The organism is Streptomyces sp. NPDC014991, assembly GCF_043080665.1.
GTDB lineage: Bacteria > Actinomycetota > Actinomycetes > Streptomycetales > Streptomycetaceae > Streptomyces.
Genome location: NZ_JBIBVY010000043.1, coordinates 1 through 16,210 on the forward strand (window position 1 = coordinate 1; position 16,210 = coordinate 16,210).

Consider the following 16,210-nt stretch of genomic DNA (forward strand, 5'->3'; position numbering starts at 1 on the left):
AACAACTCCGGCAGCGTCACCGCGGGCAGGGGCCGCGCCGTGTCGTTCCACCCCCTCAGGACCAGCTCCCGCTCGGCCTCGTCCAGCACGGGGAGCCGCCAGATGCGTTCGGCGGGGTCGGCGGCCGCGGCGTCGAGCAACCGCTCGAACCGGGTGACCAGGCCGTCCACCGTGCTGCGGTCGAACAGGTCGGTGCTGTACTCGACGCCGCCTTCCAGGCCGCCGGGCCGGCCGTCGGGGGTGCTCCGCTCGGCCAGCCGGAACAGCAGGTCGAACTTGGCCGACCTCGATTCCGTCTCCTCGGCCCGGTAACGCAGACCGGGCAGCTCCACCGGCAGGTCCCTGGCGTGGTGGAGGGTCAGCATCACCTGGAACAGCGGGTGCCGGGCCGTCGAGCGGGCCGGTTTGAGCACTTCCACCAAGTGCTCGAAGGGCACGTCCTGGTGGCTGTACGCGGCCAGGTCGGTCTCGCGGACCCGGTCGAGCAGATCCGCGAAGCTCGGGTGGCCCCCGGTGTCGGTGCGCAGGACCAGGGTGTTGACGAAGCATCCGACCAAGTCGTCGAGGCTGTCGTCGGTGCGCCCCGCGACCGGCGTGCCGATCGGGATGTCGGTGCCCGCGCCCTCGCGGGTGAGGAGTGCCGCGAGCACCGCCTGGACAACCATGAACAGGCTCGCGCCGTGCGCCCGTGCCAGCGCGGTGAGCCGGGCGTGGGCCTCGGGGCCGATGTGCAGCGGCACCGTTCCGCCGCGGTGGCCGGGCACGTCCGGCCGGGGCCGGTCCCGCCGCAGCTCCAGCTCGGCCGGCAGTCCCTCGAGCTGTGTCCGCCAGTAGGCCGTCTGGCGGGAGAACAGGCTGTCCGGGTCACTGTCCTCGCCGAGGAAGCGCCGCTGCCACAGGGTGTAGTCGGCGTACTGGGCGGGCAACGGCGCCCAGGCGGGGACGCGGCCCTCGCGCCGGGCGGCGTAGGCGTCGGACAGATCGCGGGCGAGCGGGCGGTTGGACCAGCCGTCGCCCGCGATGTGGTGGAGCACGAGCAACAGGACGTGCTCGTCCGGGCCGAGTGCGAACAGCTGGGCGCGCAGGGGCGGTTCGGTCGTGAGGTCGAAGCAGTGGGCGGCGGCGTCCGCGAGGGCCGCGGCGAGCCCGTCCTCGGCGACCGTCCGGACGGGCAGCGGCACGGCCGCCCGGGCAGGGTCGAGGACGTGCTGGCGCGGCGTGCCCGCGCTGTCCGGGTAGACCGTGCGCAACACCTCGTGCCGGGCCACCACGTCGTCGAGGGCGGCGCGCAGGGCCCGGGCGTCGAGGCCGCCGGTCAGGCGCAGCGCGAACGGCATGTTGTAGGTGGGGCTGGGTCCTTCCAGCTTGTGCAGGAACCACAGGCGCCGCTGGGCGAAGGACAGCGGCAGCTCGGCCGGGCGCTCACCGGCGGGCCGTAGCGGCGGCCGCCGGTGGACGTCCTCGCGCGGCATGCCGAGCCGGGCCGCGAGCCCGGCGGCGGTCGGGGCCTCGAAGACGTCCCGCACGGCGAGTTCCGCGCCGAGGGCCGCGCGGACGCGCGAGACCAGCCGGGTCGCCAGCAGGGAGTGCCCGCCGAGCGCGAAGAACCCGTCGTCGACGCCGACGCGTTCCGTGCCGAGGACCTCGGCGAACAGGCCGCACAGGATTTCCTCGACGGGGTCGCGGGGTCCCCGGCCGTCGGTTCCGCGCGGGCCGGGGGCGGGCAGGGCGCGGCGGTCCAGCTTCCCGCTGGGGGTCAGCGGGAGGGCGTCGAGCACGACGACCGCGGCGGGCATCATGAACTCCGGCAGCGTCGCGGCGCAGTGCTCCCGCAGTTCGCCCGGGTGGGCGCGGGTGCCGGGCGCGGACACCACGTAGGCGGTCAGGCGCTGGTCGCCGGGCCGGTCCTCGCGCACGACCGCGACCGCGTGCGCGACGGTGATGTGCCGGGCCAGCACCGCCTCGACCTCGCCGAGCTCGATGCGGAATCCGCGCAGCTTCACCTGGTCGTCGGCCCGCCCGGCGAACTCCAGCAGCCCGTCGGCCGTCCAGCGGGCCAGGTCGCCGGTGCGGTACATCCGGGTTCCCGGCCCGCCGAACGGGTCGGCGACGAAGCGTCCGGCGGTCAGGCCGGGTCGGCCCAGGTAGCCGCGGGCGAGCTGGACGCCGGCCAGGTAGACCTCTCCCACCACGCCGGGCGGCACCGGGCGCAGCCGCGCGTCGAGCACGTAGGCCCGCATGTTGGTGACCGGCCGGCCGATCACGGGCCGGGCGCTGTCGCGCACCCGGGCGCCGACGGCGTCCACGGTGCACTCGCTGGGCGCGTAGTAGTTGTGCACCTCGGTTGCCGGGTGGGCCCGCAGCGTCTCCCACAGCGCCGCGCCGGTGGCCTCAGCGCCGAGGAGGATCACGCCCGGCCGGTGCCCGGGGCCGTCCAGCAGGCCCAGGCCGGTCAGTTCCCGCAGCAGCGAGGGGGTGATGCCCAGGTAGTCCAGGCCCCGTTCGCGTACGTACGCCAGCAGCGCGGCGGCGTCGCGGCGGGTGTCCTCGTCCACGACGTGCAGTTCGTGGCCGGCGATCAGGCCGAGCAGTTGGCCCATGCAGGCGTCGAACGACAGCGACGCCGTGTGCGCCACGCGCAGCCGTCGTCCGGACGCCGCGGCCACGGCGGCGGCCGCCGGGCCGAACACCTGGTCGCGGTGGCTGGCGAACAGGTTCGCGAGGCCCAGGTGCGTGACCACCACGCCCTTGGGCACGCCCGTCGATCCGGACGTGTAGACGACGTAGGCCGCGTGGTCGGCGCGCAGCACCGGCGTACGGGTCCACCGGCCGGCGCTTTCCTCGCCGCCGCAGGGGCCGTCGGCGGGGTGGTCGGCGTCCAGCAGCACCAGGGACGCCGCCCGGTTCGCCCCCAGGCGTCCGGCCAGGTCCTGTTCGGCCAGTACCAGGGACACGGAGGCGTCGGCCAGCATGAATTCGAGCCGTTCCGCCGGATAGGCGGGGTCGAGCGGTACGCACACGCCGCCGGACTTCCAGACGGCCAGCACGGCGGCGATCATCTCGGCCGACCGGCGAACGCACAGCCCGACCAGCACGTCGGGTCCCGCGCCGCGGGCGGCCAGGCGTCGCGCGAGACCGTCCGCCCGGGCGTCCAGTTCGGCGAACGTCCAGGACACCCCGCCGCAGACGACGGCCACCGCGTCCGGGGTCCGCGCCGCCTGGGCCGCGAACGCCTCCGGCACCAGCACGGACGGCGTCTCCCCTGCCGTGCCGTTCCACTCCTCCAGCACCAGGGCGCGCTCGGCCGGTGCCAGGATCTCCAGCGCGCCGATCCGCCGCCCGGGGTCGGCGACCAGGATCCGCAGGGCCCGGACCACCCGGGTCATGATCGCTTCGGCGGCGTCCCGGTCGAACAGGTCGACCTGGTGGTCCAGGCGCAGCCGCAGCGGCCTGCCGGGCATCACCATGAAGTTGAGCGGGTAGTGGGTGACGCCGTGGCTCCGGCTCGCGGTCACCCGCAGTCCGCTGCCGTGCGCGGTGGCGGCGAGTTCGCTCTCGCCGGCCGGAAGGTTCTCGAACACGGTCACCGTGTCGAACAGCTCGCCCGTGCCCAGCGTGCGCTGGATGCCGGAGAGCCCCACGTGCTGGCAGGCCAGCAGGCGCGTCTGCTCCTCCTGGAGCCGGGCGAGCATCCCCGTCAGCGCCTGGGCCGGGTGCAGGCGGACCCGTACCGGCAGCGTGTTGGCGAACAGGCCGATCATTCTCTCGACGCCGGGGACCTCCGGCGGGCGTCCGGAGACCGTGGTGCCGAAGACCACGTCGTCCCTGCCGGTCAGCTGGCCGAGGACGATCGCCCAGATCCCCAGGAAGACCGTGTTCAGGGTCAGTCCCTCGCGGCGGGCGAGGGCGTCCAGCCCGGCGGCGAGATCGTCCGGCAGGTCGCGCAGGACCTGGCCGGGCAGTGCCGGCTCCCGGGAGGGGTCGGCGGGCGCGACGCGGGTGGGCTCGTCGATACCCTTCAGCATCCGGCGCCACACGTCCTCGGCGGCCGCCCTGTCCTCCCCGGCCAGCCAGGCCAGGTAGTCGCGGTACCGGGTGACGGGGGGCATCCCGTCCTCCCGGCCGCCCCGGACGTACAGCTGGAACAGCTCGCCCAGCAGCAGCTGGACGGACCACCCGTCCAGCACCAGGTGGTGGGCGGTGACGACGAACCGGTGCCGGGAGGGCCCGAGCCGCAGGAGCGTGAACCGCAGCAGCGGCGGGCGGGTCGGGTCGAACCGGCGGAGCCGGTCCTCCGCCGCCATCCGCCCCGCCTCGGCCTCCCGCTCGCCGGGGGCGACCGCGGTCAGGTCCGCCTCCAGCCACGCCGGTACCACCTCGCGCGGGACGACTTGCACCGGCTCGTCCAGACCTTCGTGCCAGAAGCCGGCGCGGAGGGCGGCGTGGCGCCGGAGCAGGGTGCGGGCGGACGCGTGCAGCACCTCGGCGTCGAGGTCGCCGTCCAGGTCGAAGGCGCACTGCACGGTGTAGAGGTCGAGGGCCGCCTCGTCGTACAGCGCGTGGAACAGCAGTCCTTCCTGCAGCGGTGCCAGGGGGAGTATGTCCTCCAGTTCCGCCTGCGGCTCGGCCTGCGTCATCGTGATCTCCTCCATGCGGCTTCCAGCTGTTCGAGCTTGTCCTGGCTGAGCCGGACCAGCGGTACGTCGGACGGGGTCCGGCCGCCGGCCTCGGGCCGGGCGGCGTGGGCGGTCAGTGCTTCCAGGGCCCGGACCCAGGTGGCCGCCAGATCCCCGAGGTCGCGCTCGGTCAGGGGCGATCGCGGGCGGCGCCAGGTCGCGGTCAGCCGCGCTCCGTCCGTTCCGTCCACGACGGCGATGTCCGCCTCCGCCCAGTACTGCGACGGGGAGCCGGCCGCGTCCGGGCCCGGGCCGGACGGGACCTGCGGCAGCCGCCCGAGGTAGTGGAAGGCGAACCGCGGGGCGGGCAGGGCCGCCAGTTCCGGGGCGGTGCCGGCGTTGAGGTGGCGCAGCAGGCCGTAGCCCAGGCCGCCGTCCGGCAGGGACCTCAGTTCCTCCTTGACCCGTTTGAGGGCCGTGCCGGCGGCGTGCCCCCCGTCCCACAGCGCGTCGCGGTCCAAGCCGCCCAGGTCCAGGCGGACCGGGTGGGTGGCCGTGAAGCGGCCCACGGTGCGGGACGGGTCGACGCCCTCGGCGACGCGTTCGCGGCCCGGCCGCCGTACGTCGGCGAGCACGCGGCCGTCCGCGGCGCCGGGGCCACGGCGGTACCGCCAGTCGGCAACCGCCAGCGCGAACGCGGTCAGCAGCACGTCCTCGGGGTCGGCGTGGAAGGCCGCGGTCACGTCGGTGAGCACCTGACCGGTGTGCTCGGCGGACAGGACGGTGGTCAGCGTGACGGTCCCGGTCTCCTCCGGCGCCCGCGCCGGCGGTCCGCCCGGGTCCTCGTCCGGCTGTCCCTCCCCGGCGAGTACACCGGTCCACCGGGGCAGTTCCCCGGCCAGCCGGGCGTCCTGCGCCCGGGCCCGCAGGTGCTGGGCCCAGCGCCGGAAGGACGTGCCGACCGGGGCGAGTGCGAGGCTCCGTCCCCCGGCGACGGCCTCGCAGGCGCCGGTGACGTCACGCAGCAGGATCCGCCAGGACTCCGGGTCGGCGACGAGGCGGTGCAGGACGAGCAGCAGCAGCCCGGGGCGGCCGGGCCCGGTGTCGAAGCCGATCGCCTGGAGCAGCACCCCGGACCCGGGCGCGAGGCGCGCCGAGGCGGCCCACTCCTCCCTGGCGAGGGCGGTCTCGTCCGGTGCGGCGTCTGTGCGGCGCAGGCAGTCAGCGGCCCGGACCGCGCCCGGAGGCATCACCTCCAGCAGCCACTCCGGCCCGTCCGCCTCCGGGGTGCCGCCGAGGCCGGGTGTCAGGCGCATCCGCAGCGCGTCGTGGTGGTCGAGGACCGCCTGTAGGACCGTCTCGAGCCCTTCCGCGCCGAGCCCGGCCGGGATCTCCACGGTCATCGCCTCGTACCCGGTGCCGGGGTATGGGTCCTGCTCCCGCAGTGCGTGCAGGGCCGGTGTCAGCGGCACCGTGCCGATGCCCGCCTGCGGCGCGTCCGTCTCCGTCGGCGCCCCGTCCGGTGTCCCGGCGGCCGCGGCCAGCGCCGCCACGGTCTTGTGGCGGAACACGTCCTGCGCGCCGATCGCCAGTCCGGCGGCCCGGGCCCGGCTGACCACCTGGATGGAGACGATGCTGTCGCCGCCGAGGTCGAAGAAGTCGTCGTCGACGCCGACGGACGGGCGGCCGAGCACGTCCGCGAAGATGTCGCACAGCAGCCGTTCCCGCGCGGTCGCCGGGGGGCGGCCGGCCGTGGCCCCGGCTGCTTCCGGCGCGGGCAGCGCCTTGCGGTCGACCTTGCCGTTCGGTGTCAGCGGCAGGGCGTCGAGCGTGACGACCACCGAGGGCACCAGGTACTCCGGCAGCTTCTCGCCCAGCCAGGCGCGCAGCGAGGGGCCCAGTGCCGCCGACGGCGCCGCGGCCGCCGGGGCGTTGGTGAAGGTCGACAGCGAGGTGCGGTCGGCAGCGCCGGAGACCACGGGCACGTACAGCCCGGAGACCGGGGTGCCGCCGTTCGCGGCGAACAGGAGGTCGAAGCAGTCGTCGCCGGCCGTGCCCGACCACGTCGCGGCCACCCAGAAGCCCAGCCGCTCCCCCAGCGCACACAGCGTCTCGGGGTCCGCGTGCCCGGCGTGCCCGGCAGCTGCCTCGCCCGCCAGCCGCGCGTTGGGGATCGCGGTGACGCGCAGCCGGTCCGGGCGGCGCTCCGCCAGCAGCGCGGCGAGCCCTTCCGTCCCGCCGCGGACCTCCCGCCAGGGCACCGTCGGCGCGTCGGTGAACGACCGGGCCGGCGCGAGAAGCGGCGAGCGGTGCAGGACGACGTCGTAGCGGTACCGGGACAGCTCGTTGTGGTAGGCCGCGCGTTTGAGGCGTACGTCGACGGCGGCGACCTCGGGCACGACGGCGGGCAGGGCCGGGAAGTAGTCCGGGTCGACCAGCAGTTCCCGTTCCGGAGCGGTGGCGCCGGCGGCCGCCCGCAGGTCCGGCAGCAGCCGCAGGTTGCGGACGTCGCCGAGGAAGAGGGCGCCGCCCGGTGCCAGGAGCCGCATCGCGGCGCCGATCACCTCGGTCAGATAACCGGCGTCGGGGAAGTACTGGGCCACCGAGTTGAGCACGACGGTGTCGAAGAAGCCTTCCGGCAGCCCGGTGAGGTCGTCCGCCGGCTGGGCCCTGAGCACCACCCGGGAGGCGATGTCCGGGCGCTCGGCGACCTGTGCCGTCAGCGCCTCGATCACGGCCGCCGACAGGTCGGTGCCCCAGTACGTGTCGCACTCCGCGGCGAGCTGCGACAGGAGCAGGCCGCGGCCGACACCGATCTCCAGGACCCGCCGGGGCCGCAGCCCGCGGATGCGCGTGACGGTGGCGTCCCGCCACTGCCGCATCTCGCCCGCGGGCAGGGGCCGCCCGTCGTAGGTGCTGTTCCAGCCGGTGAAGTCCTCACCGAACTGGGCGGGTTGCGACGTCCCGTACAGGGTGTCGTAGAGCTGCCGCCACTCGTCGAGGACCCGTTCGGACCGCTCCGGGACGCCACCCGCGGCATCCCCGGGTTCCGTGTCGTCCGCCGGCACGACGTACCCGAGCAGGCGGGTGCCGCCGGGGCCGTCGTCGCGGACCGCCGCGACGGCCTGGGCGACCTGGGGATGGGCGGCCATCACGGCCTCGACCTCGCCCAGTTCGACCCGGTGGCCCCGGATCTTGACCTGTTCGTCGGCCCGCCCGGCGAACTCCAGCTCGCCCGCGGCGTTCCACCGCGCGAGGTCCCCGGTGCGGTACATCCGGGTGCCCGGCGCGCCGAACGGGTCGGGGACGAACCGCCCCGCGGTCAGGCCGGGCCGCCCGAGGTACCCGCGGGCCAGGCCCGCGCCCGCCAGGTACACCTCGCCCGCCACGCCCGACGGCACCGGGCGCAGTGCCGCGTCCAGGACGTAGACCCGGGTGCCGGTGACGGGCGTGCCGATGGGCGCGGTGCCGCCGTCCCCGGCCAGCGGCCGGCTCATCGTGCCGCAGACCGTCGACTCCGTCGGCCCGTAGGCGTTCACCATCCGCCGGCCGCGGCCGAAGGCCGCCGCCGTCTCCGGCGGGCAGGCCTCTCCTGCGACCACCAGGCAGGTCACCGGGTCCAGTTGGTCGGGCGTCATCATCCCGAGCGCCACGGGGGGCACGGTCAGGTGCGTCACGCCGTGCTCGGCCACCACGGCGGCGAGGTCGGGCCCCGGCAGGAGCCGTTCGGCGGGCACCACCACCAGGGCCGCGCCGGCCAGCAGCGCCATGCACAGCTCCCAGAACGCCGCGTCGAAGCTCGGCGAGGCGAACTGCAGGACCCTGCTGCCCGGCCCGGCGCCGAAGGCGTCCGCCTGCGCCGCCGCCAGGGCGGCCACACCGGAGTGGGTGACGACCACGCCCTTGGGTACGCCGGTGGAGCCGGAGGTGTAGATGACGTAGGCGGCGTCGGCGGGTACCGGCGGCCGTGCGTGCCCGGCGGCGTCGGGGCCGGTGTCCGGCCGTCCGGGCAGGTCGGGGGCGGAGTGCCCGCCGGAGTCGTCCAGGTCGATCCTGGGCAGGCCGCCGGAGCCGGGCAGTTCCTGGCCGGCGGTGCCCGTCAGCAGCAGCGACGGCCGTGCGTCGCCGAGCATGAAGGCGAGGCGCTCGGCCGGGTAGCGGGTGTCGAGGGGGAGGTAGGCCGCCCCCGCCTTGAGCGTCCCGAGGACGGCCACGACCAGGCCGACCGAGCGGGGGAACGCCAGGGCGACGGTGTGCCCGGGGCCGATGCCGCGAGAGCGCAGCAGCTCCGCCAGGCGGTCGGCCCGGGCGTTCAGCTCGGCGTAGGTCAGCGTGCCGGACGCGGACAGCACCGCGGGCTCCCCGGGATGCCGTGCCGCCTGGCGCTCGAAGAGCGCGGGCAGGGTGGCGGGCGGCACCTGCGGGCCGTCGGTGCCCAGCATCCGGGCGCGTTCGGCGGGTGTGAGGATGCCGGCCTCGCCGATGGGCCGCCCCGGGTCGGCGGTCACCGCCTCCAGGAGCCGGATCCACCGCTCCGCCAGCGTCTGGACCGTCCGCCGGTCGAACAGGTCGGTGCTGTACTCGACCGTTCCGCGTACGCCCCCGGCGTCGCCGCGCTCGGTGACGCTGAAGAACAGGTCGAACCGTGAGGTACCCGAGCCGGCCGGCTCGGGCGTCACCTCGACACCGGGCAGCGCGAGCCCGGCCTCCGGGGTGTTCTGCAGTACCAGCGCCACCTGGAAGAGCGGGTGACGGTTCGGGGAGCGGACCGGGTTGAGCACCTCCACCAGGTGCTCGAAGGGTACGTCCTGGTGGGAGTAGGCGCTCAGCGCCGTCTCCCGTACGCGGCGGAGCAGTTCGTCGAACGACGGGTCGCCGGAGGTGTCGGTCCGCATGACGAGCGTGTTGACGAAGAGGCCGACCGCGTCGTCGAGCGCCTCGTCGTGACGCCCGGCGACGCCGCTGCCGATCGGCAGGTCCGTACCCGCGCCGAGCCGTGTCAGCAGGGCGGCGAGACCGGCGTGCAGCACCATGTGCAGGCTGGCCTCCGCGTCCCGGGCGAGGGCCGCCAGCCGGCGGTGCAGATCGGGGCTGAGGTCGAAGCCGAGCATCTCGCCGCGGTAGGTGGACACGGCGGGCCGGGGACGGTCCGCCGGGAGCGCGAGCTCCTGGGGCAGGTCCGCCAGGGCCTCGGTCCAGTAGGCCACCTGCCGGGCGAACAGGCTGTCCGGGTCGGCCTCGTTCCCCAGCAGCGCGCGCTGCCACAGCGTGTAGTCCGCGTACTGGACGGGCAGTGGCGTCCACGACGGCGCCTCGCCCCGGGACCGCGCGTCGTAGGCGGTGGCCAGGTCCCGTGACAGCGGGGCCATCGACCAGCCGTCGCCGGCGATGTGGTGCACCAGCAGCACCAGCAGGTGCTCCCGCTCGCCCAGGACGAACAGTTCGGCCCGCAGCGGAAGGTCGGCGGCGAGGTCGAAGGGGTAGCGCGCTGCCGTCCCGACGGCCTCGGGCAGTCCTGCCGCGTCGACGTGTCGGACGATCAGTTCGGGGCGGGCGTCCGCCGTGTCGAGGACGAGCTGGCGGGGCACCCCGTCCGTCACCGGGTACACGGTGCGCAGGCTCTCGTGCCGGGCCGCGACGTCGGCCAGTGCCGCGCGCAGCGCCGTACGGTCCAGCTCGCCGCGCAGACGCAGGGCGACCGGCATGTTGTACGTGGCGTTCGGACCCTCCAGCCGGTGCTGGAACCACAGCCGCTGCTGTGCGAACGACAGCGGCACCGTCTCGGGCCGGGGCATCGGCCGCAGCGCGGGCCGCGTGGCGTCCCGGCGTTCCTCGGTGTCGTCCAGCCGTGCGACCAGGCCGGCGACCGTCGGCGTCTCGAACACGGCGCGGACGGGCAGTTCGGCTCCCAGGGCGGTGCGGACGCGGCTGATGAGCCGGGTCGCCAGCAGCGAGTGCCCGCCGAGGTGGAAGAAGTTGTCGTCGACGCCCACGGCCGCCACGCCGAGCAGCTGCGCGAACAGGTCGCACAGCACTCGTTCACGTGGGGTGGCCGGCCGGCGGGGGCCCTCGACGGAGCCGAGGTAGGGCGCGGGCAGCGCCGCCCGGTCGAGCTTGCCGTGGACGGTCAGGGGGAGCTCGTCGAGGACCACCACGGCGGCCGGCACCATGTACCCGGGCAGCTCCTCCCGCAGCGACGCGGTGAGCGAGGCGACCAGTTCACCGCGCTGCCGGGAGGCCGCCGGGTCGTTGGCGAGCGCCCGCGGCGGTCCGGCCGCGGCGGCCGCCGCCGGGCGGTGGACGCCGCCGAGTACGGCCGCCGCCGGGTCGGTGAAGAGGACGTCGAGGAGTACGGCGTCCTCCCCCGAACGCGTGACCGCGACCCGGTAGCCCGCGCGCTCGCCCAGTTCGTGGAAGGCGTCCGGTCCGAGGTCCGGCGCCGTCGGCCGGCCGGCGGCGCCGAGGAGGGCGAGGGCTTCCGCCAGGGGCCGTCCCTCGTCCAGGGCGCGCAGGGCGCCGGCCTCGCCCGCGAGCCGCTCGTCGGGCACCCCGGTCACCCGCAGCGCGGGGACGCGCCGGCCGGCGAGGTGGCGGGCGAGGTCGCCGGGCCCCGACACGTCGTGGCTCCAGCGCAGTTCCGGGGCCTGCTCCAGGGACCGTGTCCCTGCGGCGGGACGCTTGTGCAGCACGACGTCGTACCGGTAGCGGTTGAGCTCGTTGACGTACGCGCCGCGCTTGACCCGTAGGTCGACGCCTGCGATGTCGTCGCGTCGCGCCGCGAGCGCGGTGAAGTACGCGGGGTCGAGGAGGAGTTCCTTCTCCAGCAGCACGGCCTGTTCGACGGCGCGGCGCACGGTGGCGGGGTCGGCGGACGACGTGGCACGGCGCAGCTGCACCGCCGTGTGCAGGCACCGCAGCAGCCGCAGGTCGCGCACGTCGCCGAGGAACACGGCCCCGCCGGGGGCGAGCAGTCCCAGTGCCGTGTCGAGCACGTCGGTGAGGTAGCCGGCGTCGGGGAAGTACTGGGCGACCGAGTTGATCACCACGGTGTCGAAGGAGCCGGCCGGCAGGCCGCCGGCGTCGTCGGCGGCCTGCACGCGCAGTTCCACCCGCCCGGCCAGGTCCGGCCGCCCGGCGACTTGGGCGCGCAGCCGGCCGACGGCGTCGGCGGAGATGTCGGTGCCCCAGTAGGCCGCGCAGTCCGGGGCGATCCGGGAGAGCAGCAGTCCGCTGCCCACGCCGATCTCCAGCACTCGGCGCGGCCGTAGCTCGCGGATCCGGGCGACCGTGGCGTCCCGCCAGCGGCGCATCTGCTCGACCGGCAGGAGCTGCCCGTCGTAGGAGCTGGTCCAGCCCCTGAAGTCCTCACCGAACGGGGCCGGTTCCGCGTCCTCCCGGTGGGCGCCGTACAGGGTGTCGTACACCTCCTGCCATTCGTCGAGCTGGGCCCGTGCCGCCTCGTCGCCCTGCCGCTGGCCGGCCGCCGGGACGACGTAGCCCACCAGCTGCGTGCCGGACGCCCGGTCCTCGCGGGCGACGACGGCGGCCCGGACCACGGCCGGGTGCCGGGTCAGCACGGCCTCGACCTCGCCCGGCTCGATGCGGTGGCCCCGCACCTTGACCTGTTCGTCGGCGCGGCCGGCGAAGACCAGCTCGCCCGCGGCGGTCCACCGGGCCAGGTCCCCGGTGCGGTACATGCGCCCGCCCGGTCGCCCGAAGGGGTCCGCCGTGAACCGCTCGGCGGTCGGGCCCGGCCGGTGCAGATAGCCGCGGGCGAGCTGCGCGCCCGCCAGGTACAGCTCGCCCGTCAGGCCGGGCGGCACCGGGCGCAGCCGGTCGTCGAGCACGTATGCGCGCATGCCGGGTACGGGCCGTCCGACCGGTACCGGGCCGTCGCCGGCCGCGGCGCCCGAAGGCACCCGGAAGACGATGCAGCCCACGGTGGCCTCGGTCGGCCCGTACTCGTTGACCGCGGCGGCCTGCGGCTGCGACCGCCGCCAGGGAGCGAGCTGTTCGCCGGTGAGCTGTTCGCCGCCCACGACGAGGTCCGTGACCGCCGTCCGTCGTCCCGGCGAGGTGCCGAGCAGCGCGAGGTGGCTCGGCGTCACCTTGAGGAACGTGTACGGGCCGGGGTCCGGCGCGCCGCCGGAGAGGTCCCCGACCAGCACCCGGCCGCCCGCGGTGAGCGTCGCGAACAGCGCGGTGACGGTGAGGTCGAAGGAGACCGGCGAGTGCAGCAGGGCGGTGCCGGCGGTGCCCGGGTACGCCTCGCGGGCGAACGCGAGGTAGGCCGCGAGCGCGCGGTGTTCGACGGTAACGCCCTTGGGCCGGCCGGTGGAGCCGGAGGTGTGGATGACGTACGCGGGGTGCTCCGGCCGCAGCGGCGTGGTCCGCTCGGCGTCCGGCAGGTCGTGCCCGGGCTGTTCCGCTGCGGCCCGTGTCACGTCCTCGTCGTCGACCGCGAGCCATCGCGGACCCGTCGCGGGCAGGCCGGCGGCCAGGGCTGCGGTGGTCAGTCCGTACGCGGCGCGGGCGTCGTCGAGCAGGAGGCGGAGCCGTTCGGCCGGGTGGCCCGGGTCGAGGGGCAGATAGGCGGCGCCGGTCTTGAGGACGGCCAGCAGCGCCACCACCAGGTCGACCGAGCGCGGCAGGGCGACCGCCACGATCTGCTCCGGGCCCGTGCCGCGGCGGGCGAGCAGCCGCGCGAGCCGGTTGGCCCGGGTGTTCAGTTCGGCGTAGCCGAGTGCGGTGGCGCCGTCGGTCACGGCGATGGCGTCCGGTGTGCGTCGCGCCTGCGCCTCGAACGCCTCGGGGAGCGGCACCGGCGGCGCGGTGAGGGGGGCGCCGTTCCATGTCACGAGCACGCGCTCGCGCTCGGCGGCGTCGGTGAGGTCGACGGCGCCGATAGGCCGGTCCGGGGCCGCCGCCACGGCGTCGAGCAGCCGTACGAAGCGTGCCGCGAGGGCTTCGGCTGTGCCGTGGTCGAACAGGTCCGCGCTGTACTCCAGCACTCCGTCGACCCGGTCGGGGCGGCCGTCCGCCCAGTACCGGTCGGTGAGGCTGAACAGCAGGTCGAACTTGGCCGCGGGCAGCTCGGCGACGTCCGGAGTCACCCTCAGGCCGGGCATGGTGAACTCGGGGTCGGCGTTGTTCTGCAGCGTCAGCATCACCTGGAACAGGGGGTGCCGGGCCGCCGACCGGACCGGGTTGAGCAGTTCCACGAGGTGCTCGAACGGCACGTCCTGGTGGGCGTAGGCGGCCAGGGCGGTGTCGCGGGTCCGGTCCAGCAGGGTGGTGAAGGCGGGGTCTCCGGAGGTGTCCAGGCGCAGGACGAGCGTGTTGACGAAGAAGCCGACGAGGTCGTCCAGGGCCTCGTCCGTGCGGCCGGCGACGGCGCTGCCGAGGGGGATGTCCGTGCCCGCGCCGACCCTGCTGAGCAGGGCGGCGAGTCCGGCCTGCACCACCATGAACAGGGTCGCGCCGCGCTCGCGGGCCAGCCCTGCGAGCCGGGCGTGCAATTCCGGTTCCAGGGTGAACGGCACCCTTCCGCCGCGATGGGCGGACACGGCGGGGCGGGGGCGGTCGGCGGGCAGCTCCAGCTGCTCGGGCAGGTCGCGCAGCGCGTGGGTCCAGTAGGCGACCTGGGCGGAGATCAGGCTGTCGGGGTCGTCCTCGCTGCCGAGGAGGTCGTGCTGCCACAGCGTGTAGTCGCCGTAGGTGACCGGCAGGGGCGCCCATTCCGGGGCGCGGCCGGCGCCGCGGGCCGAGTAGGCGGCCGACAGGTCCCGGGCGAACGGGACGTTGGACCAGCCGTCCCCGGCGATGTGGTGGATCACCAGCAGCAGGACGTGCTCGTCCTGGCCGAGCACGAACAGGTCCGCCCGCAGCGGCGGTTCGGCGGTCAGGTCGAAGCGGTACGCGGCCGCGTCGGCCAGCGCCCCGGTGAGCCCGGCCTCGTCGGTCCGGTGGGTGCGCAGCTCCACGGCGGCCTCGTCCGGGTCGAGCACCACCTGCACGGGGGTGTCCCCGGTGTCGGGGAAGACGGTGCGGAGGGTCTCGTGCCGGGCGACGACGTCGTCCAGGGCAGCGCGGAGGGCGGCGGCGTCCAGCGCGCCGGACAGACGCAGCGCGAAGGGCATGTTGTAGGCCGGACCACGCCCCTCCAGCCGGTGCAGGAACCACAGCCGGCGCTGGGCGAACGACAGCGGCACGGTGTCCGGCCGGTGCGCGGCCGCTCGCAGGGCGGGCCGCCGGCCGCTCCCGGCGTCGATGCGGGCGGCCAGACCGGCCACCGTGGGTGCCTCGAACACGTCCCGTACGGACAGGTCCGCCCCGAGGGCCGCCCGGACGCGTGAGACGAGCCGGGTGGCGAGCAGCGAGTGTCCGCCGAGGGCGAAGAACCCGTCGTCGATGCCGGGCCGGTCGCAGCCGAGCACGTCGGCGAAGAGTCCGCACAGGATCTCCTCCCGGGGGGTGCGGGGGGCGCGTCCGGGGGCCGGGGCGGTGGTGTCCGGGGCGGGTAGGTCATTGCGTGCCAGCTTCCCGCTCGGGGTCAGCGGCAGCGCGTCGAGCATGACGACCGACGTCGGCACCATGTAGTCGGGCAGCGCGTGGGCGGCGGCCGCGCGGAGCCGCTCCGGCTCCGGATCCGCTCCGGGTGCGGGGACCACGTAGGCCACCAGCCGCTGGTCGCCGGGGCGGTCCTCGCGGACCGCCGCCGCGACCTCGGCCACGGCCGGGTGCCGGGCCAGAACGGCCTCGACCTCGCCGAGTTCGACGCGGAAGCCGCGCAGCTTCACCTGGTCGTCGGCGCGGCCGGCGAACTCCAGCACACCCTGTCCGGTCCACCGCGCGAGGTCGCCGGTCCGGTACATCCGCTCGCCCGGCGCACCGTGGGGGTGCGCCACGAAACGCTCCGCCGTCAGGCCGGGCCGGCCGAGGTAGCCGCGGGCGAGCTGGACGCCGGACAGGTACAGCTCGCCGGTGACGCCCGGAGGTACGGGGCGCAGGGCGGCGTCGAGCACGTGGACGCGGGTGTTCCAGACGGGGCGGCCGATCGGCACCGTGCCCGACCCGTCCTGGCAGGCCCAGGAGGTGACGTCGACGGAGGCCTCGGTCGGCCCGTACAGGTTGTGCAGCTTCGGGCCCAGGACGTCCCGGGCCCGCGCGGCCAGTGCGGCGGGGAGCGCCTCGCCGCTGCACAGCACCCGTCGCAGGGTCTCCCCGGCGGCGGCCGCGTCCGGCGCGGTGAGGAACGTCCGCAGCATGGACGGCACGAAGTGCACGGTCGTCACCGCGTGTTCCCGGATCAGCGCGGACAGGTAGGCGGGGTCCCGGTGTCCGTCCGGGCGTGCGACGACCAGCCGGGCGCCGGTGGTCAGCGGCCAGAAGAACTCCCAGACGGAGACGTCGAACCCGTACGGGGTCTTCTGCAGGACGGCGTCGGAGGCGTCCAGTGCGTACTCCGCCTGTGTCCACAGCAGCCGGTTCACGATGCCCGCGTGGGGGACGACGACGCCTTTGGGTGTGCCGGTGGAGCCGGAGGTGTAGAGCACGTAGGCGGGGTGCGCCGGTGTCAGGGGGGCGGTCCGTCC

The 16,210-nt window shown here is 75.6% G+C and carries 2 protein-coding genes; both read right to left on the reverse strand.

Annotation, left to right across the window (positions count from 1 at the left end; all coding sequences use genetic code 11):
* On the reverse strand, positions 1-4,652 hold a 4,652-nt coding region (locus ACF1BE_RS34595; RefSeq protein ID WP_392202957.1), incomplete at its 3' end, for an amino acid adenylation domain-containing protein.
* The coding region (locus tag ACF1BE_RS34600) for an amino acid adenylation domain-containing protein (protein ID WP_392202958.1) at positions 4,634-16,210 on the reverse strand (11,577 nt) is incomplete at its 5' end. The genes ACF1BE_RS34600 and ACF1BE_RS34595, both read right to left, overlap by 19 nt.